This is a genomic window from Sphingomonas sp. DG1-23 (assembly GCF_030730875.1).
Lineage (GTDB): Bacteria > Pseudomonadota > Alphaproteobacteria > Sphingomonadales > Sphingomonadaceae > Sphingomonas.
This window is the reverse complement of the sequence record NZ_JAVAMA010000012.1, coordinates 144859-165262: the sequence shown is the minus strand read 5'-3', so window position 1 is coordinate 165262 and position 20404 is coordinate 144859. Positions and strand designations below refer to the sequence as shown.

Below are 20404 nucleotides of genomic sequence, written 5' to 3'. Positions count from 1 at the left end.
GCACCGAATCCTATTTCGCGCGTTGTGCGCGTCTCGCCTCCAAATCTCCACGGCGATGTTGCACCGGCGTCCAGCCGGTGCGGAGGCTTCCGTGCCGCTTCCGGGAGCGTGAAGCTCTAGCTCTCGGCCACGGCCCGTCCCGCCGCGCGCCCGCTGAACAGGCAGCCGCCCAGAAAAGTCCCTTCGAGCGAGCGGTAGCCGTGCATGCCGCCGCCGCCGAACCCGGCTGCCTCGCCCACGGCGAACAGCCCCGCGACCGGCTCGCCGTCCATGCCGAGCACGCGCGCGGCGAGGTCGGTCTCGAGCCCGCCCAGCGTCTTGCGGGTCAGGATGTTGAGCCGCACCGCGATCAGCGGTCCGTTGGCGGGATCGAGGATCGGGCGCGGCGGCGCGGTGCGCAGCAGCCGCTCGCCAAGGCCCAGCCGGGCATTGCGGATTCCCATCAGCTGGAAATCCTTCGAGAAGCGATTGCCCAGCTCGCGATCGCGCATGACGATCGCATCCTCGATCTTGCGCGGGTCGAGCGGCGCCCCCGCGCCGACCCGGTTCATGCCGGCGACCAGAGCGGCGACGTCGTTCGCCACGACGAAGTCCTCGCCATGCGCCTTGAATGCCTCGACCGGCTCGGGCGCGCGGCTCCGGCTGGTCACCCGGCGCAGCGTCCGGCGCAGGCTCCGGCTGGTCAGATCGGGGTTCTGCTCGGAGCCGGAGAGCGCGAACTCCTTGCGGATGATCGCCTGGTTGAGCACGAACCAGCTGTACGGATTGCCGCCTTCGAGCAGGTAGCGCAGCGTGCCCAGCGTGTCGTAGCCGGGCAGGAAAGGCGGCGGCAGCCGGTCGCCGCGCGCGTCGAACCACATCGACGAGGGCCCGGGCAGAATGCGAATGCCGTGATCCTTCCAGATCGGATTCCAGTTCCGCAACCCCTCGACATAATGCCACATCCGATCGGAATGGATCAGCCGCGCGCCCGCTGCCTCCGCGATGCCGATCATCCGCCCGTCGACATGCGCGGGGACGCCGCGCACCATGAAGGCAGGCGGCGTCCCCATCCGCGCCGGCCAGTTGCGCCGGACGAGGTCGAGGTCGCCGCCGATCCCGCCCGAAGCGACGATCACCGAACGCGCGGTCAGCCGGAAATCGCCGACTGTGTCGCGCGCGCTGGCGCCGCCGCGCTCGACATCATCGGGGACGAGCCGGGTGCCCGATACGCCGGTGACGCGGCCGGCCTCGGTTTCGAGCGCATCGACCCGATGCCGCCACAGGAAGCGCAATTTGCCGTCGCGCTCCGCCGCACGCGCCAGTTCGGCAAAGGGTTTGACCACGCCCGGCCCCGCCCCCCAGGCGATATGAAAGCGCGGCACCGAATTGCCGTGCCCCTCGGCGCGCCCGTCGCCGCGCTCGGCCCAGCCGACCACCGGTACGAACGACATACCGAGCGCGCGCAGCCAGGCCCGCTTCTCGGTCGCCGCGAAACGCACATAGGCCTCCGCCCAGCGCCGCGGCCATTTGTCCTCGCGGCGGTCGAACCCGGCAGTGCCCAGCCAGTCCTGCCAGGCGAGGTCATGGCTGTCGCGGATGCCCAGCCGGCGCTGCTCGGGCGAGTCGACGAGAAACAGTCCGCCCAGCGACCAAAAGGCCTGCCCGCCCAGGCTCTGCTCGGGCTCCTGCTCGACCATGATCACCGAAGCGCCGCGCGCCACCGCTTCGCTCGCCGCGACCAGCCCCGCGAGACCCGCTCCGACCACGATCACATCGGCGTCGCGCGGTGCCATCAGCGCAACTCCCGCCGCAGGATCTTGCCGACATTGGTCTTGGGCAGCGGCGTGTCGCGGATTTCGACGATCGACGGCACCTTGTAGCCGGTCAGCCGCGACCGGCAGTGCGCGCGCACCGCCTCGGCTGAGATTCCCGCTCCGCGCGGGTGCACTACCGCCTTGATCCGCTCGCCCTTCACCGGGTCGGCGATGCCGATCACCGCCACTTCGGCCACGTCGGGATGGGTCGCGATCGCTGCCTCGATTTCGGCGGGATAGACGTTGAAGCCCGAAACGAGAATCATGTCCTTGATCCGGTCGATCAATCGCACCTCGCCATCCTCCCCCATCATCCCGACATCGCCGGTTGCGAACCAGCCATCGTCGGACAATGCCTGCGCGGTCTCCTCGGGATGCCCCCAATAGCCCAGCATCACCTGCGGCCCGCGCACGCACAATTCGCCGGGTTCGTTCAGCTCCGCCCAGCTTCCGTCGGCACGACGCATCCGCACTTCGGTCGACGGCAGCGGCAGCCCGACGGCGCCATTATATCCCATCACCCCGGGCGTCGCGAAATCGACCGGGCGGATGCACACCACCGGCGCGCATTCGGTCAGCCCATAGCCTTCGACCAGCGGCTTGCCGGTGAGCCCTTCCCAACGCGTCGCGACTTCGGCATGCGTCGCCATGCCCCCGGCAATGGTGAGCCGCAGCGCAGAGAAATCGCGCATGCGGAAATCGGGATCGTCGAGCAAGCTGGCGAACAGCGTGTTGACCCCCGCCATCCCGGTGAACCGCTCCTTCTTGAGAATCCAGCTCACGCGTCTGGTATCGCGCGGATTGGCGATCAGCACGTTGCGTCCGCCCACGCCCATGAACATCAGCAGGTTCGCGGTGAGCGAGAAGATGTGGTAGAGCGGCAACAGGGTGACGTTGGTCAGCACCTCGCGCTCGTCGATCTGGGTGAGCACCCAGGCGCGACCCTGCAAGGTGTTGGCGACGACGTTGCGATGGGTGAGCATCGCGCCCTTGGCGACCCCCGACGTTCCGCCGGTATATTGCAGGAATGCAAGGTCGCCCTGCGCGATATCCGGCTTGCGGAATGCCAACCGCCGGGCCCGCCGCATCATTCCCGGCCAGCGGTGCAGGCCGCGTCTCGGATAGGGCGCGGGCTTCTGCCCGGCGAAGCGCAGCATCAGCCCGATCGCCGGGCCCTTGAGCGGGCCGAGCATGTCGCCCATCGAGGTGACGACGACCTCGCGGACCGCAGTCTGCTCGCGGATCGAGGCGAAGGTCGCGGCGAACATGTCCATCACCACCAGCACTACCGCGCCGCTGTCGCGTAGCTGGTGCGCCAGTTCGGGCGCGGTGTAGAGCGGGTTGACGTTGACCACCACCGCGCCGGCGAACAGCGTCCCGAACAAGGCCGCGGGATATTGCAGGCAGTTCGGCATCATCAGCGCGACGCGGTCGCCCTTTTCCACCCCGACGCTCTGCAGCCATGCCGCAAACGCTTTCGCGTCGGCGAGCATCGCGCCATAGGTCCGCTCGCTCCCCAAGCTGACGAACCCGACGCGCTCGGCATAGCGCGCCGCGTCGCGCTCGAAGAGGTCGGCCATGGTTCCCGCCGCATCGAGCTCGGCATCGATGTCCGTGGGGACGCCCGGACGGTAGGATCGCGTCCAGAAGCGTTCGGCCCGGAGCCGATCCGCGTCCCCCTGCGGGATCGGCGCCGCGGTCATTTCTCGACCACCGCCACCACGCCCTGCCCGCCCGCCGCGCAGATCGAGATCAGCCCGCGCCCGCCGCCGCGCCGATCGATCATCTGCGCGAGATTGGCGAGTATGCGCCCGCCGGTCGCCGCGAACGGATGGCCCGCCGCAAGCGAGCTGCCGTTGACGTTGAGCTTGCTTCGGTCGATCGGCCCCGGTGGCGTATCGCGCCCCAGCCGGTCGCGCGCGAATTCGGCGTCCTCCCACGCCTTGAGCGTGCAAAGCACTTGCGCGGCGAATGCCTCGTGCAGCTCGTAATAGTCGAAATCCTGAAGCGCGATGCCGAGCTTGTCGAGCATCCGCGGCACTGCATAAGCCGGCGCCATCAACAGGCCCTCTGCGCCATTGACGAAATCGACCGCCGCGGTTTCGCCGGCGCGCAGCCAGGCGAGGATCGGCAGGCCACGCGCCCTGGCCCATTCCTCGCTGGCGAGCAGCACCACCGCGGCGCCGTCGGTCAGCGGCGTCGAATTGCCGGCGGTCAGGGTGCCGTGCTCGCGATCGAACACCGGCTTCAGCCTGGCGAGCTTCTCGATGCTGCTGTCCGGGCGCAGATTATTGTCGCGCGCCAGCCCGCGCCACGGCACGATCAGATCGTCGAAGTCGCCGCGGTCGTAGGCGGCGGCCATATTATGGTGACTCCGCGCCGCGAGTTCGTCCTGATCGGCCCGGGAAATACCCCAGCGCTTCGCCATCACTTCGCAATGCTCGCCCATCGACAGACCGGTGCGCGGCTCGGCATTGCGCGGCAGTTCGGGTTTGAACAGCATTCCCGGCCGAATCCTCGCGAGCGCCTTGAGCCGCCCGCCCGTCGTCTTCGCCCGATTGGCGGCGAGCAGCGCCTGGCGGAAACCCTCGTTCACCGCGATCGGCGGATCGGAAGTGGTGTCGGCGCCGCCCGCGATGCCGACCTCGATCTGCCCGAGCGCGATCTTGTTGGCGACGAGGATCGCGGCCTCGAGCCCGGTGCCGCATGCCTGTTGAAGATCATAGGCCGGGGTCTCCGGCGAGAGGCTGGTCGACAGCACCGCTTCGCGCGTCAGGTTGATGTCGCGCGCGTGCTTGAGCACCGCTCCCGCCGCCACTTCGCCCAGCCGCGCGCCCGCCAGACCGAACCGGTCGACCAGCGCCTGCAGCGCGGCAGTGAGCATCTCCTGGTTCGACGCATCGACATAAGCCGTGTTCGAGCGTGCGAACGGGATCCGGCTGCCGCCGACGATCGCGACCCGGCGCGGTTCACTGATGCTGAGCATTTGGTCCCTTTTCGAAGACGAGATCGCGGCCGAGCCGGCCGACGAGATGAAGCCGCTCTCCCGCGCCGTCGCGCACTGCGAAAACAGTGCCGTCGGCCACGGGATCGGCGAAATGCGTTACGCGGCCGGGCAGCAGGATCGGCGCACGGAACGCCACCTCGATCGCCAGTCGTTCGACCGGCCCTGCGGGCAGCACCCGCGCCAGCGCACGCGCCTTGGTCCACATCCCGTGCGCGATCGGCCGCTCGAACCCGAACAGCCGTGCCCCGAGCCAGGACATATGGATCGGGTTGCGGTCGCCCGAAAGGCGAGCATAGCGCGCTGCCACTGCACGCTCGATCCGCTCTGCGCCAGTTCGGGTGGTCGCAGCTTCGCTATCTGACAGCGCGGCCACCGGCGCACCGAACGCCGAGCGTGCGCCACGCCGCAAATACATGCTCTCGCTGTGCCATATCCGCGTGCCGCCCGACTGCGCCTCGGCGGAGATCGCGAATGCCTGGCCCCGCGGATGCGACCGGAACCCGCCGAACTCGGCCGCGACGGTGAGCCGGTCGCCGATCGCCAGCGCGCGATGCTGAACGATGCGATTGGCGATATGGACCGTTCCTGCCAACGGCCAAGGGAAATCGCGCCGCATCATCAGCCGAAGATGAAGCGGAAAGGCGAGCAGATGTGGATAGATCGGCGGCACGCCCTGCGCTTCGTCGAAGCCGCACAGGTCGCGATACTCGGCCAGCGGCGCCGCCTCGATCCGCAGGTCCGGACGCACCAGCCGCACATTCGGCAGCACCGGGTGCGTCGGTGCCGATTTCGCCAGGGTCGTCAGCCCCGCCAGCAGCACCGCCGCCGAAGAGGACGGCCGCTCGACGATCAGCGTTTCGGCCAGCACCGCGTCAGGCTCCCAACAGGCTCTGGCCGCAGACGCGGACGATCTCGCCCGAGATGCCCGCGCTGCCGGGCTCGGCGAGCCACGCGATCGTCTCGGCGACGTCCTCGGGCTGGCCGCCCTGTCCCATCGAATTCATCCGCCGTCCCGCCTCGCGGATCGTGAACGGCACCGCGGCGGTCATCCGGGTTTCGATGAAGCCGGGCGCGACGGCGTTGGCGGTGATCCCGGCAGGCGCCACTTCGCGCGCCAGCCGCTGGATCCAGCCGATCACCCCGGCCTTGGACAAGGCATAGTTGGTCTGGCCGACATTGCCGGCGATCCCGCTCAGCGAGGATACCGCGACGATCCGGCCGCCGCCTCGGATCTGCCCGGCCTGGAGCAAGGCGGCAGTGACGCGCATCGGCGCGGCGAGGTTGACCTCCATCACCGAATTCCAGCGATCCGCATCCATCCGCGCGATCGTCTTGTCGCGCGTGATCCCGGCATTGTGGACGATCACGTCATACCCGCCTTTTGCGCGGGCATCCTCGACGATTCGCCCCGGCGCGTCCGGCGCGGTGATGTCGAGCGCGAGCGCGCTGCCGCCGAGCCGCCCCGCCTGCTCGGCGAGCGCGTCCTGCGCCGCAGGCATGTCGAGTCCTGTGACATGCGCACCCGATCGCGCGAAGCTCGCGGCGATCGCCGCACCGATGCCACGCGAGGCGCCGGTGACGAGCACAATCCTCTGCAGATTGGCCGAACCCACGGCGGCCACGCCAACGCGGATTGCTTGTCCCGACACATAAGCCGAGCGTCCCGACAGCAGGAAGCCGAGCGTGCTGCCCAGCGCCGGTTCGCCCTCGACGGGCACATAGACCAGTTGCGCCGCGATCGCCTTGCGCGCTTCCTTGGCGAGCGAACGCACGAAACCTTCGAGCCCGCGCCAGATTGCGGCGGCTTCCTCGCCGGGCGCCTGGTCAGGATCCTGCGCGAGCAGCACGATACGGCCGTTCGGCCGCACCGAACGTAGGCTCTCGTGGAAGATGCGATAGAGTTCGCCGGTCGCTGCCACGGTCGCGCAGCCGGTAGCGTCGACGATCAGCGCGTCGACCGGCCCGTCCGCGCGCCGGGGAACGCCGAGCCGTTCGAGTTCGCGCTCCAACAGACCGCCCAGCCGTCCGCCGCCCGGATCGGCGACCAGCGCCGATCCCGCCACGCGCAGCGGATTACGATCGATCGGCACCGGCTGGGGCAGCCCGAGCGTGCCGGTCAGCCAATGCCCGATCCCCGAATTGGCGAAGTCGAGATAACGGTCGCTCATTCCGCCGCCTCCGCAAGCGCGCCGGGCTTGCCGGCGTCGCGCAGGCCCAGCCCTTCGGCGAGTCCAAGATCGGGCGCGAAATCATCGACCTGGATCGCGATATCGGCATGTTCCGCGAAGCCGGCGATCGCCGCGCGCTCGCTCGCATCGATCAGCCCTTTCGCCTCGGCCTCGGCCGCCCATGCGCCGAGCGCGCGGAAATTCTGCGGCAGCCGCGCGATCTTGCCCGCACGGATCGCAGGACGCAGCCGCGTCTCGATTGCGGCGACCGCAGGATAGAGATCGAAGGCGACATGCGTCGCGGCGATCGAATCGACTTCCATCCGCGGCGTCCACGATCCCGCGAGCAAACGATCCCGCGCCGGCCCGTGCGACTGGACGAGCTGCGCCACGGCAGCGGCAGCGCGATCGTCGGGCGCCGCGAACTGCCCGCCGAAGGGCCGCACCAGCAACCGCAGCGCGAGCGCCGCGGCGCGGCTCGGATGGTTGGCGATCACTTCGCGCAAGGCAGTGTCGGCCCGCGCCAGCGCGTCGCGCGCGGCCCAATGGACGAAGGGCAGGTCCGCCGCCGGGCGCCCCTCGTCCTCGAAGCGCTTGAGCACTGCCGACAGGACGAACAATTGCGACAGGATGTCGCCAAGCCGCCCGGTGACCGTCTCGCGCCGCTTGAGCGTGCCGCCGAGGGTCGCCATCGAAAGATCGCTCGCCAGCGCCAGCGCCGTCGAGAGCCGGGTCGCGCGGCGATAGTAGCACGCCAGCGCGGGCGCCGCGCCGGCCGGAATCGGGATCAGCGCCCCTGCCGGCGTCGCGAACGCCAGCGCCCGCGCCGCATTACGCAGCAGGAAAGCAAAGTAGCCGAACAATGCCCGGTCGAACCGCGCGAGCCCTGCTTCCTCTTCCGCCGCGCGCAGCAAGGTGAGGATATACGGATGACAGCGGATCGCACCCTGCCCGAAGATGATCAGCGTGCGCGTCATGATGTTGGCGCCCTCGACGGTGATCGCGATCGGGATCTGCTGATAGGCGCGCGCGAGGAAATTGCCCGGCCCCATGCAGATGCCCTTGCCGCCGATCAGATCCATCCCGTCATTGACGATCAATCGGGCGCGCTCGGTGACATGATATTTGGCGATCGCCGAGATCACCGAAGGCTTCTCGCCCTGATCGAGCCCGCTCGCCGCGAGCCGCCGCGTCGCGTCGATCGCGTAAAGGTGCCCCGCCATCCGGGCGAGCGGCTCCTGCACGCCCTCGAACATGCCGATCGGCACATTGAACTGGCGCCGGATCGCGGCATAGGCGCTCACCCCGCCTACCGCGAGCTTGGCCATGCCGACATTGGACGAGGGCAAGGAGATCGCCCGCCCCGCCGCAAGGCACTCCATCAGCATCCGCCAGCCATTGCCGACCTGCTCGCGTCCGCCGATCACCATTTCCATCGGCACGAAGACGTCGTCGCCCGAGGTCGGGCCGTTCTGGAAGACGGCATTGAGCGGCCAATGGCGCCGGCCGATCCGGACGCCCGGATGATCGCGCGGGATCAGCGCGCAGGTGATCCCGAGATCCGTTTCGCCACCCAGCAGCCCGTCGGGATCGCGCACCCGGAAGGCAAGCCCCAGCACCGTCGCGATCGGCGCCAAAGTGATGTAACGCTTGTTCCAGCTGGTCCGGAAGCCCAGCGTCTCGCGCCCCTGCCAGGTGCCGCGGCAGACGATCCCGGTATCGGTGATCGAGGCCGCATCGGAACCTGCATAGGGGCTGGTGAGCGCGAAGCAGGGAATCTCCTCGCCGCGCGCGAGCCGGGGCAGATAATGGTCCTTTTGGGCGTCGGTGCCGTAATGGAGGAGCAGCTCGGCGGGCCCGAGCGAATTGGGCACCATCACCGACACCGCCGCCGCCGAGCAGCGCGTCGACAATTTCTGGATCACCTGGCTGTGCGCATAGGCCGAGAAGCCGAGACCGCCATAAGCCTTGGGAATGATCATCCCCAGAAAGCCGTGTTCGCGGGCATAGGCCCAGGCCGCAGGCGGCAGATCCTGCCATACCGCGGTGCTGTCCCAATCGTTCGACAGATCGCAGAGCTTTTCGGTCTCCACGTCGAGAAAGCGCTGTTCCTCTCCGGTGAGCGACGGCGCCGGCGTCGCGAGCAGCCGGCGCCAATCGGGCTTGCCCGCGAAAAGTTCGGCGTCCCACCACACCGTGCCGGCATCGATCGCCGCCTGTTCGGTCGGGCTCATCCGCGGCATGATCTTGCGGAACACGCCGCGCATCGGCGCCGTCAGCACCATGCGGCGCACCGGGCGCAGCGCGACTATCGACAACGGCATCAGCACGACCGCCAGCGTCGCCGCGGCCTGCCAGCCGATCACGCCCAAAGCATAGCCGGCGCCGATCCACGCCGCGAACAGCAGGACGTGCAACCAGGCATGCGCCTGAAACAGGACGAGCAGGAAGCCCGCAACGATCAATGCGCCAATCCAGAACGCCATGGCCAGTCTCCAGCCGCCGGTGATATTGACATTAATGTCAATATTGCTTGGCCGGCGTCAAGTTACAAAATGGCCGCGACGCCGGGAGTATCCCCGGTGCGCGGCGCCTCGGATGTGTTGCGCCGGCCGGCCACCGTCTCGGGGAGGCTGCGCGTGAGCGGGTGAGGAAAAAGAAGGCCGAGCGGCTACCTTGCCTGTACGAAGGTCGGCGTCGGGTCGAAGGACGCTACCGGCAGGTTCGGCGCATTGCCGCTCGGCGAGGTCGGTGGAGTTCGCAAATCAGAATGCGGAGCCGGCCGGCATGCCGGCCGACTCCGGCTACGCGTCAGGGAATCGTGAAGGTCACCTTCGGCGAGAGCTGGACCCGGCCGGTGACGCGGCAAGGGTTTCCGCCAGAGGTCGACGGGATCGAGGCATTGGCGAAGGTGATGATCCCCGTTGACTGGTTGTACGCGCCGGTCAGCGTGCCGGCGCAGCTTCCGGTGATCGCCGTGACGACGACGCCGTTCAGCGTGATCGAGGTCAGCGAGGTCGATGTGACGGTATAGGGCGTGCCCGAAAACGTCACTGAAGGGCACAGGCCGCCGGTGAGGTTGATCGTGCTCACCGAAGCCGCGCCACCCGAAACCGAACCGGTGCCGTTGAGGCCGCAGTTGAGGGTGATTCCCTTGCTGACGGTGATGGTGCCGATACTGGCCAGAGTGATGGGGCCGTTCGGCGAGAAGGTCTGCGCCGAAGCCTGGGGCACCAGGAACGCCGCGGACGCGGCAAGCGCGCCTGCCGCCAGGATTTTCTTGATCATTATTCCTCTCCTCGTTCTTTTAGGCATTGGAATGCCCGTTTCGGAGGCGGCACACCCTGCCTCCCCCGATTAAGAGGACGCGCGCGGTTCAAGACCGGGGGGATAGCGAACACAGTAAAGATCAAGTCAGGACAAATGCGGATCGCGGTTGGCAAAAGTCCGCGCCGGTAAAGCCGGATTTGCCGGCGACGCGGCAAGGATTGCCGTCGCGCGTTGACGGAGGCGCGGCCCGGCGGAAGGTGAGGCCCGCGTCAATTGGTCAATAATCTCCGGTCAGGCTGTTGCAGGCGAGCGTGAACCGTGCCGAAAGCGATCGGGGCGATGCGGGTCGAAATGAAGCGACTGCTCCGCGAAAAGGTCTGCGCCGAGGCATGGGCACCAGAATGCGGTAGATGCAGCGACCGCACTGTCGCAACGATCCTCTCGGCCCTCATCTCATTCTTCATTTTAGGCATTGGCATGCCCGTCTGGAGGCGGCACATCCTTATCCCCGCTTCCAGCGGCGCGTGAAAGTCGCGTCCGGGGAGACATTCGAGAATACAGATCAAGGTTCAGGCAAATGCGAATGAGTTGCGGGAAAGAAGAGTCCCGGACGGGCACAAGTCCTCACATTGCCCGATTTGTCGCAGCAACTTGTTCGACCAAGGCCGGGGCATGACCGTCTCGCACACCAAGAGGCGCAAGCGCAGCGCGACCGAAGCCCGTGACGAAGCGCTCACCGCCGCCCGCATCCTTCTCATCGAACAGGGCCCGGCAGCAGTCACACTCGCCAATGTCGGCCGCGCGATCGCGATGTCGCACACCAACGTCATTCACCATTTCGGCTCGGCGGCGGGGCTTCAGACCGCGTTGATGGAGGCGATGATCCGCGACCTCGCCGACGCGCTCGGCGATGCCGTCAGCGCGCTCTATGTCGATGCCGAGGCGCCGACGCGCCTTGTCGACCGGGTGTTCGACGCCTTCGGCAAGGGCGGTGCCGGCCAGCTCGCCGCGTGGCTCGTGCTCGCGCGCGAACTCGACTATTTCGACTCGCTCGAGCAGGCAGTCGCCGATCTCGTCGCCGCGGTCCGGGCCCGGGTGCCGGACAGCCCCGACAGCGAGGCGCGGATCCGCAACATCGTCCTGCTGATCGCGGTCTGCGCATTCGGCGACGCACTGATCGGACCACATTTGCGCCGGATGCTCGATCAGCAGGCAGGCGCCACGCGCGAACTGGTCGCCCAGATCCTGCCGCTGCTGATCGCGCCGTCCCGCGCCTAGTTCAGCGTGCGCGGCGCCAGGTCTGGGTCTTGCAGAGAAAGCTCGCGATGCAGCCCTGCACCTTGAGCGTGTCCGGGTTGACCAGGGTCAGCGTCCCCGATCCGGCGCCGTTGCCGGTCTCGGGATCATATAGCGGCCCGCCCTTCCACTTGCCCGGCCCGCCGGAAAACCCGCTCAGCACGCGCGCACCCAACACCTTGCGGCCACGTTGTGCCCGGTCGGGGTTGCGCACGTCGCGCTGGTCCGGGTTGACGCGCAGCCGGGCCCCGTCGACCACCCGGCCGCACAGCGCCTGTCCGCAGCGGTGAATCTCGACCACGCCGCCCTCGCGCTCGGTATGCCAGCGGCCGATCAGCGCCTTGTCGCCCGCCTGCCCTGCCGGGGCTGCCGCCGCGGTCAGCGCGACCATCAACCCCGCCGCTGCAGCCGCCACCCCCGCTCCTCGCGCGCCCCTGTGGGACTTCACCATGATCGACTCCTTACTGACACCGATGTTCATACAATCCGCATATGGACATCGATGTCAATATCGCCGCCCCTCAGAAGCGCTTCGCCAGCCGGAAACCGAAGATCCGCGGCTCGAGCGTGAACACGTTGGTCGTCAGCCCGGTATCGTCCGAATTGGTGAAGGCGTCGGTGATCGGCGTGCCGTTGAAGACGTTCTTCACATAGAATTGCGCGGTCATGTCCCACTTCGCATTCTCGAGCGTGAACGCCAGATTGGCATTGTCCCACCCGCGCAACCGATCATAAGCGGTGTTGTAGACGCGTGCGTAGCTCGGCCCCTGACGATAATAATCGCCGCGCAGCGTCAGCTTCCATTCGTCGAGGAACAGGCTGTATTGCGCGCCGACGTTGAGCGTCAGGCGGGGCGAATTCGGCAATTCGTTGCCGCCCAGATCGGCATAGAAGCCGCGCCCGCCATTGGGCGCGCCGCTGCGCGGATCCGTGCTTCCGAACGGCTGGATCGGAGCGCGCGTGGGGTCGTAGGGCAGCAACGGATCATAGAGGAAGCCGTACAAAGCATAAAAAGGGTTCTGCCCCTCGGGCAGATTGGGGTCGAAATCGCCCAGCCGGCTCGACGCGCTGCACAAGGCAGCCAGCGCATAGGTTCCGAGGCCGCCATCGGGGGCCTGCGAAAGCGGAGAGCTCAGGATAGCTTCGACCGCCACGCGCGGCGCCACGCAATTCGACGGCACCTGCACCCAGGGGCGCACCACCACCCAGTCGGGATTGCCCTGGGTGCGATCCATCACGTCGATCGACTGCTCGCCGTCGGCGATGCGGGTGCGTAGATAACCGAGATTGGCGTCGAGCCGAAAGTTGCGAGACGGTTGCCACCATGCCTCCGCCTCGATCCCCATCGACGTCGAGTCGAGATTCTCATTGAGCGAGATGCGGTCGACGATCTGTGACACCTGATAGTTGGTATAATCGTAATAAAAACCGGTCAGGTTGAGGCCGGCCCTGCCATTGGCGAATATGTTCTTGGTCCCGATTTCGAACGCGTTGACATATTCGGGCGCGAAGGTCTGTGCGAGCGGCTGATAGCGAACGATCTCCGGATCGAAATCCACCCGCGGCGGGTTGGAGCCGCCGCCTTTATAGCCGTGCGAGAAAGATCCGTAGATCAGCGTCTCCTCGGTGAAGCCGAGGTCCGGCTTCCAGTCGATTACCGCGCGACCGCTGAAGCGCTGCCACTTCTGGACGATGTCAGGCTGTGGCGGATAGCCGATCGCCACCTTGCCGCCGGTCGATCCAGTCAGCACTGTCCCGATACCCAGCAGCAACTGGCTCGGATACGGCGTGCTGGTTTTGGTATCGTTGGTGTAGCGCAACCCACCGGTGACCTTCAATCGGTCGGTAAGCTTATAATATAGTTCCCCAAACAAAGCCCAGCTCTCGGTCTGCACTTCGTTCTTGCTACGGAAATAATTGTGGCCGTCGCCGTTTATTTTATCGAGCGGGTTGGGATCTACATAGATACAGTCGGCGGCCGCGTCGCCGGGACCGGTCGGCTGGCAGGCGCGTGTACGGATATAGTATAAGGAATTGTCGAAGTCATATTGGTCGTTTACGTCCAGATTATAGAAATATTGCGCACTCAGCGTGAACAGGTTGCTGAATACGTAATAGTCGTCCTTCGATTTGAAATTAAGATAGTTCCCGCCGAGGTTGATGTTGAGCGGGCCGTCCCATGCGGACTGAAGTCGCAGCTCCTGAGTCCATTGCTCGTTGCTCGATTTGCTGAGATCGACCGAGAGGAACCGATCCGACGCGCCGAGCTGTGGATCGGTGAAGATCCCGCCCGGCGTCAGGCCCGGAGCCACCACAGCAAAGCCGAGCCCGCCGCCGGTCAATCCGGCCTGGGTCGAATCGCCGAAGATCGGATTGGAAGCGAACCGGCTGTAATCCTGCGACGAATAATAGCGGTCCCGCGCGAAAGCGGTCTGCGAGATCAGCGTGAGGCCGCCACCCAATCCCACGTCGAGATTGAGCTGGTAGAAGTCGTTTTTGGCACGAAAGACCGGATCGTAGCTGGTCGAGATTTCGCGCAGGTTACGCGACTGGGTGACGCCCTCGAAGGGATCGGTCAGTTGCGGCACCGCGAAGACGGGCGTGAAATCCGCGGCATCGCCGAGGCCGATATTGCTGGCGAGAAAGACATGCGGAAAGCTCTCGGCATTGGGGACGCCGAACGCCTCGTCCGAGAACAGGGTCCGCGACTGGCAGCCCTGGCTGAATCGTGCCCGCAAGGCGTCGGGCACCGGGGTGCTGCCGATCTGGGTGGGGCCGGGATCGCGCGTGCAGAGCTGCTTGCCGCTGCGCGAGCGATTGTCGTCCTCTTCGAAATGCTGCCAGATGACGCTCGCGCGGAAACCGTCCGAGGGCTCCCACAATGCCGAGACGCGGCCGGTCCACAGATCGCGCCCATTCACCTTCGTGTCGTTGAAACTGTTATATTCGAAGCCTTCGCGCTTGGTCCACGCGGCGGCAGCGCGCACCGCGAGCGTCGCGCTGAGCGGCAGATTGACCATCCCGCTCACCCGGCGCGTTTCGAAATTGCCGACCTCGGCCTCGATCTCGGCGCTGAACTTGTTCGATGGCAGCGCCGGCAGCACGTTGACCACGCCGCCGGTTGCGTTGCGGCCATAGAGCGTGCCCTGCGGGCCGCGCAGCACCTCGACGCGCTGGAGATCGAGGAATTCCTGCTCGAACAGCCGGTTGCGGATCAGCGGCGTGTTGTTGAAGCTCACCGCCACCGCCGGATCGGTGCTCGCCGAGACCGCCTTGGTCCCCACCCCGCGGATCGAGAAATTATAGCCCGAGAAATTGCTCTTGGAGAAAGTGACGTTGGGGATCGCGCGGAGCAGTTCGCCGCCCGTCTCGATCTTGAGATTGTCGAGCGCGGCGCCCGAAAATGCCGAGACCGCGATCGGCACGTCCTGGATCGATTCCTCGATCTTCTGCGCCGTGACGACGATCTCGCTCTCGTTGTCCACCGTCTGCGGCGCCGGCTGCTCCTGCCCCGCGCCGACCGTCGTGGCGCGCGCGGCGACGACGACGTACAGGTTCCCGCGCTGGCGATAGGTCAGTCCCGATCCGCGCAGCAGCGTTCCCAACGCGACCTCGACGTCGCTGGTCGCGGCATAGCGCGCAGCCATCTTGCCCTGGGTCAACGTCGAATCCGCGAGGATCGACACGCCGCTTTGTATCGCCAGGTCGCGCAGCGCCGTGGCGAGCGGCTGCGCTTCGATCTTGAAACTCGTTTCCCGTGGTGCCGCCTGCGCTGCTGCCACGCTCGCGACCAATCCCAGATTGGCCACTCCGACAAGCAGAATATGACGCAATTTCGGCGCGATGGCACCCATGAATGTCCCCTCCCTGGTCGAGGCTCTGGCCTCTGTTGTTCGCCACGGCACGCCGCAGTCTAGAACTACGACGCGCCCACAACGAGAGTGGGGGGATCGGTAAAAAAATATCTACATCGATGTCAGCAAGAAGTCTTGTTCGGCATTCGCACCTGCAACAGCCGGCATCACGCCGCACTGCACAACTTGATCCGTTCATCGGATCCGAGACCAAATCTCCCGCTATTGACAAGAATCGGGCGATCATTCCTGTTCCGGCCGGGCGGAGGGGCGTGTGCTTAGGCTTGAAGGCGTGTCCAAATACTATGCAGCGCCGGATCGTGCCATTGCTGTGCTCGAGGACGTCACGCTGTCGGTCGATGGCGGCGAGTTCTGCGCGCTGGTCGGGCCGTCGGGTTCGGGCAAGAGCACGTTGCTCAACCTGATCGGCCTGCTCGACCAGCCGAGCGGCGGGACATTGTCGATCGACGGAGAAATGGTCAGCGGCTGCTCGGCGCATGAAAGCGCGCGGCTTCGCAATCGGCTGATCGGCTTCGTCTTCCAATCGTTCCACCTGCTGCCCCGCCTCACCGCCTGGCAGAATGTCGCGCTTCCGCTGCAATATCGCGGCGTGCCGCGCGACCGGCAGCGCGACGCGGCGGAGGCGATGCTCGCCCGGGTCGGCCTCGCCGATCGCACCGGGCATCTCCCCGGCCAGTTATCCGGCGGACAGAGCCAGCGGGTCGCCATCGCCCGCGCGCTGGTCGGCGCGCCACGGCTTCTGCTGGCCGACGAACCCACCGGCAGCCTCGACAGCAATACCGCGCAGGACGTGATGGCGCTGCTCGCCGCGCTCAATGCCGAGCTCGGGGTGACGATCGTGATGGTCACGCATGATCGCGACCTCGCCGCGGCATGCCCCCGTCAGATCGCGTTGCGCGACGGGCGCGTGCTCGGCAGCGGAGCCGGAACGTGCTGATCGCCCTGCCCGGCGTCCATGCACGGCTTGGCGACACGCTGGCCGAAGCATGGAGCAATTTGCGCTCGCAGGGGCGCCGTTCCGCACTGGCGCTGCTCGGCATCATGATCGGCACCGCCTCGATCATCGCGATGCTCAACGGGGGCCATATGGCCCAGCGTGAATCGCTGAAGCTGTTCGCCAAGCTGGGTGTCGACATGCTGCAGGTCGGGGCGGCGCCCACCGGCGATCGCCCGGCGCTCCTCTCGAAAGCGGCGATCGATGCGCTTCCCCGCACCGACCCCGACGTGGTGGAGGCGGTCCCGCTCGCCGGCGGCCGTGCACCCGCACGGACCGGCGGCAAGACCGTCGACCTCGCCATACTCGCGGCGCCCCCCGCGCTCGCGACACTCGCCAATTTGCGCCTCGCTGCCGGGCGACATCCTGCTGCCGTCGAGGATTGCGCGCTCTCGGCGGTGCTCGGCGACGCCGCCGCACGCGCGCTGTCCGGACCCGCCGCCGCAGTCGGCCCGGGCAGCAAGGTGCTGATCGGCGGCTATGGCTACACGGTCGTCGGCGTGCTCGCCCCGCTCACCCCGGAGACGCTCGATCCGGTCGACTATAATATGGCGGTGCTGGTGCCGCTCGGCTGCGCGGCACGGATCATCCCGCATGGCGGCCCGACCGGGCTGCTCGTCCGGCTGCGTCCCGGCGCCGACACCCAGGCCGCAAGCGAACGGATCACTGCGCGCCTCACCACGCCCGATGCCAAGCTCACCGTGCTCGACGCCCGGTCGATCCTGCGGACGATGCAGGAGCAGAAGGCAGTGCATTCGCGCATGCTGATCGGAATCGGCGCGGTCTCGCTGCTGGTCGGCGGGATCGGCGTGATGAACGTCATGCTGATGAGCGTGATGGAGCGCCAGCGCGAGATCGGCCTGCGCGCCGCCACCGGTGCGACGCCTACCGACATCCGCCTGCTCTTCCTCGTCGAAGCGGTGCTGCTGACGATCGCCGGCGGCACGATCGGCTCGGCGCTCGGCGCCGCGATCGCCTATGCCATCGCCCGCAGTTCGGGCTGGGACTTCGACCTGGCCCCCTGGACGCTTGCGCTGGGGCCCGCCGCCGCGGGCGGCATGGGACTGGTCTTCGGTCTCTATCCCGCGATCACTGCCTCCCGGCTCAACCCGATCGAAGCGCTGCGTGCGGATTAGCCGGGCACTCTTCGCAGGGGCGCTCGCGTGCGCGCCGCAAACCGCCCTCGCCCAGGCACGCGCGGTATCGCCGATCGCCGCCGTGCCCTCGCCTTCGGGCGTCCGCCCTTCCGCGATCGACCGACCGGTCCCGATCAGCCTCGTCGACGCCGTCGCGCTCGGCGTGCGCGACAATCGCGACATCCGCGCCGCCTTTCTCGATCGCGCCGTGCAGCGCTTTCGCCTGCATGCCGCCGAGCAACGCTTCGCCCCACGGCTCGACATTGTCGCCGACCTCTATCGCCAGGATGTCGGCGGGGTCGTCACCAGTCAGGCGAGTCTCGGGGGAACCGGCAGCCTGTTGCTCCCCAGCGGCGCGCAGATCGGCTTCGTCTGGGATCGCCGCCAGCGGCTCGACCGCCGCGGCGACAGCGACGTCGCCACGCTTGCCGTCACGCAGCCGCTGCTGCGCGGCGGCGGCTTTGCAGTAAACCGCGCGCCGCTCCGGATCGCCCGGCTCCAGGATTCGATCGAGCGGCTCGCGATCCGCAACACGCTGGCCGAGGGGATCAGCCGGGTCGTCTTCGCCTATCGGGCGCTTCAACAGGCGCAGGAGCAGGTACGCCTCGCCGAGATTGCGCTGGCGCGCACCGCCGAGCTGATCGCCACCAATCGCGCATTGATCGATGCCGGCCGGATGGCGGCTGCGGACATCGTCCAGAGCGAAGCCGATCAGGCCAATCAGCAAGTCGCTTTGCTCCAGGTGCGCCAACAGCGCAATTCCGCACAATTCGCCTTGCTCCAGCAGCTCGCGCTCGATCCCGCGACCAACATCGTCGCCGCCGATCCGGTCGCAGCCGAACAGGTGCCGGTGGACACCGGGCGTGCGATCGAGATCGCCCGTACCAGCCGGATGGACCTGCTCGCCCAGCAACGCGCCGTCGAACAGGCACAGGAAGGGTTGCGGATCGCCCGCAACCAGCGACTATGGGACCTCTCGCTGGTCGCCACCGCGACGCGCACCGCGGGGCGCGATCCGTTTCTCGGTGCATTACCCTCGCTCACCGACAACCGCGTCGGCGTGCAGCTGGCGATCCCGCTCGGCGATCCTGCACCGAGGCTCGCAGTGGTCGAGGCGGACACCAGCCTGCGCACCGCCGAGCTGCGCCTCGAGGCGCTCGACCAGGCGGTGGAAACGCAGGTCCGCGATTCCGCGCAGCGAGTGGAGGCGGCATGGTTGCAGGTCGAAGCCGCTCGCCGCTTCAAGGCGCTGTCCGCGCGCGCGGTGGAAATCGCCCGCGACAAGCTCGCCGCCGGCCGCTCGAGCAATTTCGAAGTGCTGTCGCTTCAGGACGCGCTGCGCACCGCCGAGATTCAGGAGCTCGCTGCGATGATCGCCTATCTGGACGCGCTGACCACGTTCGACCTCCAGATCGGCGCCACTCTGGAAAGCTGGAAAATCGAATGGAGCGGCGAATGATCCCGGCCGTGCGCAGCCGACGGGCGTTCGCGTTCGGGCTGATCCTGTTGCTGGTCGCCGCGCTCGGCTGGTGGTGGACCGGCGCGGGCGCCGACGAGCCGGCAGTCCCCGCGGAACGCAGCCTGATCGTCCAGCGCCAGCCCTTCGTCGCCACGCTCGCTTTTGCCGGCAAGGTTGCGCCGGGCGAGGCGGTGAGCATCACCGCGCCCTTCGATGGCGCGGTGCGAGCGATCGATTTCACTTATGGCGCGCGCGTCGCCGCGGGCGACACATTGCTCGTCCTCGACACGCAGGAAATAGCGGCGACGCGCAACCAGGCCGAGGCCGCCTGGCTCAAGGCCCACCAGCCCGCCGACGACATCGCCAACTGGTCGCGCGGGCCCGAAGTCGCCGCCGCCCGCCGCCGCGTCCGGCTCGCGGCGCTCGAGCTCGCCCGGCTCGAGCGCGAGGCAAATGAGAGCCGGCGGCTGCTCGACAAGGGGCTCATCCCGCGCAACGAGCATGAGGGAGTCGAGCAGCAGCTGATGGCGCAGCGGATGACCGCCGCCGCCGCGAATGACGAACTCGCCGACACGATGGCGCAAGGGAGCCCCGCCGCCGCGCGCATCGCCGGACTCGAACTCGACAATGCCCGCGCCGCGTTGCGCCGCTCCGAAACCGAGATCGGTCAGGCGGTGGTCCGCGCTCCCGCTTCGGGCGTGCTGGTCGCGCCGCCGGCATCGGGTGCGAAACTGGTCGAGGGCCCGCTGCACCCCGGAACCCGCGTCACCCGCGGACAGCTGATCGGCACCGTGGCGCGCGACGGCGGACTGTCCGCCACTTTCGAAGTCGACGAGTCCGACGTGAACACGCTCGCCGTCGGTCAGCCGGTGATCGTCACCGGCGCGGGGTTTGCCGGCCTCGCGCTCAACGGCAAGGTCGCGGCCATCGCCGCCCCGACCGAGGCCGCCACCGGTCCGACCCGTTTCCTCGCCAGTGCCCGGCTCGATCCCCTGCCCGCCGATCAGGCCATGCGCGTTCGCATCGGCATGAGCGCTGCCGTCGCGGTGATCACCTATCAGGCGCCGGCCGCGATCGTCGTCCCGCCCGAGGCGCTGATCGGCAGCGCCCCGCTCGCCCGGGTCAAGCTTCGCGCCGGCGGCCGCACCATCGAGCGCCAGGTCACGATCGGCCGGGTCACGCCGGCTGGCGTCGAAATTCGCTCGGGCCTCCGCCCCGGCGAAACCGTGGTCTGGACCGACCCGACGACACCTCCGCAGCAGGGAGCCAATTGACATGGCGCATCTGCAATCCCCCCGAGCGCCGCGCCAGCGCGTCTTTGACACACAGACGGGGTTCGTCTGGGACAGGCTGGGGTGGGAAGAATCATGTGGTCGCGCACCACATCAATGCGGGCGGAAAGG

Annotated in this window: 14 protein-coding genes; 5 read left to right on the top strand and 9 right to left on the bottom strand. The window is 67.6% G+C overall.

The genetic code is table 11. The features are described from left to right. Nucleotides 1-116: 116 nt before the first annotated feature. The 7 genes from Q9Q95_RS18095 to Q9Q95_RS18065 form a co-directional block, all read right to left on the bottom strand. Nucleotides 117-1775: an FAD-binding dehydrogenase gene (locus Q9Q95_RS18095; protein WP_306098552.1), complete on the bottom strand. Its 1659-nt coding sequence runs from the start codon at nt 1773-1775 to the stop codon at nt 117-119. Then, nucleotides 1775-3499, bottom strand: coding sequence for an AMP-binding protein (locus Q9Q95_RS18090; RefSeq protein WP_306098551.1), 1725 nt, complete (start codon nt 3497-3499; stop codon nt 1775-1777). The genes Q9Q95_RS18095 and Q9Q95_RS18090 overlap by 1 nt, the downstream gene beginning before the upstream one ends. After that, a complete protein-coding gene (locus tag Q9Q95_RS18085; protein ID WP_306098550.1) occupies nt 3496-4782 on the bottom strand; it encodes an acetyl-CoA C-acetyltransferase in 1287 nt (428 codons plus the stop codon). Before Q9Q95_RS18085 ends, Q9Q95_RS18090 begins: the two co-directional genes overlap by 4 nt. Beyond that, nucleotides 4766-5671: a MaoC/PaaZ C-terminal domain-containing protein gene (locus Q9Q95_RS18080; protein ID WP_306098549.1), complete on the bottom strand. Its 906-nt coding sequence runs from the start codon at nt 5669-5671 to the stop codon at nt 4766-4768. Before Q9Q95_RS18080 ends, Q9Q95_RS18085 begins: the two co-directional genes overlap by 17 nt. A 4-nt stretch (nt 5672-5675) precedes the next feature. Continuing rightward, complete coding sequence (locus Q9Q95_RS18075; RefSeq protein WP_306098548.1) at nt 5676-6971, bottom strand: 3-oxoacyl-ACP reductase; 1296 nt, start codon at nt 6969-6971, stop codon at nt 5676-5678. Continuing rightward, nucleotides 6968-9457: an acyl-CoA dehydrogenase gene (locus tag Q9Q95_RS18070; RefSeq protein WP_306098547.1), complete on the bottom strand. Its 2490-nt coding sequence runs from the start codon at nt 9455-9457 to the stop codon at nt 6968-6970. The genes Q9Q95_RS18075 and Q9Q95_RS18070 overlap by 4 nt, the downstream gene beginning before the upstream one ends. A 325-nt stretch (nt 9458-9782) precedes the next feature. After that, the gene (locus Q9Q95_RS18065) at nt 9783-10259 is read right to left on the bottom strand and encodes a hypothetical protein (protein ID WP_306098546.1); all 477 of its coding nucleotides are present in this window, start codon (nt 10257-10259) and stop codon (nt 9783-9785) included. Between the two features lie 654 nt (nt 10260-10913). On the opposite strand from Q9Q95_RS18065, the gene Q9Q95_RS18060 reads away from it, so the two are divergent. Beyond that, complete coding sequence (locus Q9Q95_RS18060) at nt 10914-11519, top strand: TetR/AcrR family transcriptional regulator (RefSeq protein WP_306098545.1); 606 nt, start codon at nt 10914-10916, stop codon at nt 11517-11519. A gap of 1 nt (nt 11520) precedes the next feature. On the opposite strand, the gene Q9Q95_RS18055 is transcribed toward Q9Q95_RS18060, so the two are convergent. Further along, nucleotides 11521-11988, bottom strand: a complete 468-nt coding sequence (locus Q9Q95_RS18055) for a DUF2147 domain-containing protein (RefSeq protein WP_306098544.1) — start codon at nt 11986-11988, stop codon at nt 11521-11523. A 70-nt stretch (nt 11989-12058) separates the two neighbouring features. Then, a complete protein-coding gene (locus tag Q9Q95_RS18050; protein WP_306098543.1) occupies nt 12059-15391 on the bottom strand; it encodes a TonB-dependent receptor in 3333 nt (1110 codons plus the stop codon). A gap of 292 nt (nt 15392-15683) precedes the next feature. Here Q9Q95_RS18050 and Q9Q95_RS18045 point away from each other — a divergent pair, with 292 nt between their 5' ends. The 4 genes from Q9Q95_RS18045 to Q9Q95_RS18030 are packed head-to-tail and all read left to right on the top strand — an operon-like array spanning nt 15684 to nt 20275. Then, nucleotides 15684-16349 carry an ABC transporter ATP-binding protein gene (locus Q9Q95_RS18045; protein ID WP_306098542.1) on the top strand — a complete coding sequence of 222 codons (666 nt, stop codon included), beginning with the start codon at nt 15684-15686 and terminating at the stop codon, nt 16347-16349. Next, entirely contained in the window at nt 16343-17542 is a 1200-nt protein-coding gene (locus tag Q9Q95_RS18040) for an ABC transporter permease (RefSeq protein WP_306098541.1), read from the top strand. Before Q9Q95_RS18045 ends, Q9Q95_RS18040 begins: the two co-directional genes overlap by 7 nt. Then, on the top strand, nt 17532-19001 hold the full coding sequence (locus tag Q9Q95_RS18035; protein WP_306098540.1) for a TolC family protein: 1470 nt from the start codon (nt 17532-17534) through the stop codon (nt 18999-19001). The genes Q9Q95_RS18040 and Q9Q95_RS18035 overlap by 11 nt, the downstream gene beginning before the upstream one ends. Continuing rightward, nucleotides 18998-20275: an efflux RND transporter periplasmic adaptor subunit gene (locus tag Q9Q95_RS18030; protein ID WP_306098539.1), complete on the top strand. Its 1278-nt coding sequence runs from the start codon at nt 18998-19000 to the stop codon at nt 20273-20275. Before Q9Q95_RS18035 ends, Q9Q95_RS18030 begins: the two co-directional genes overlap by 4 nt. Nucleotides 20276-20404 lie beyond the last annotated feature (129 nt).

What these genes read in the sequence shown, in the direction of transcription:
- Q9Q95_RS18095 (WP_306098552.1), bottom strand. Translation starts at nt 1,775, where the DNA reads ATGGCACCGCGCGACGCCGATGTGATCGTGGTCGGAGCGGGTCTCGCG.
- Q9Q95_RS18070 (WP_306098547.1), bottom strand. Translation starts at nt 9,457, where the DNA reads ATGGCGTTCTGGATTGGCGCATTGATCGTTGCGGGCTTCCTGCTCGTC.
- Q9Q95_RS18090 (WP_306098551.1), bottom strand. Translation starts at nt 3,499, where the DNA reads ATGACCGCGGCGCCGATCCCGCAGGGGGACGCGGATCGGCTCCGGGCC.
- Q9Q95_RS18050 (WP_306098543.1), bottom strand. Translation starts at nt 15,391, where the DNA reads ATGGGTGCCATCGCGCCGAAATTGCGTCATATTCTGCTTGTCGGAGTG.
- Q9Q95_RS18075 (WP_306098548.1), bottom strand. Translation starts at nt 6,971, where the DNA reads ATGAGCGACCGTTATCTCGACTTCGCCAATTCGGGGATCGGGCATTGG.
- Q9Q95_RS18030 (WP_306098539.1), top strand. Translation starts at nt 18,998, where the DNA reads ATGATCCCGGCCGTGCGCAGCCGACGGGCGTTCGCGTTCGGGCTGATC.
- Q9Q95_RS18055 (WP_306098544.1), bottom strand. Translation starts at nt 11,988, where the DNA reads ATGGTGAAGTCCCACAGGGGCGCGCGAGGAGCGGGGGTGGCGGCTGCA.
- Q9Q95_RS18060 (WP_306098545.1), top strand. Translation starts at nt 10,914, where the DNA reads ATGACCGTCTCGCACACCAAGAGGCGCAAGCGCAGCGCGACCGAAGCC.
- Q9Q95_RS18085 (WP_306098550.1), bottom strand. Translation starts at nt 4,782, where the DNA reads ATGCTCAGCATCAGTGAACCGCGCCGGGTCGCGATCGTCGGCGGCAGC.
- Q9Q95_RS18065 (WP_306098546.1), bottom strand. Translation starts at nt 10,259, where the DNA reads ATGATCAAGAAAATCCTGGCGGCAGGCGCGCTTGCCGCGTCCGCGGCG.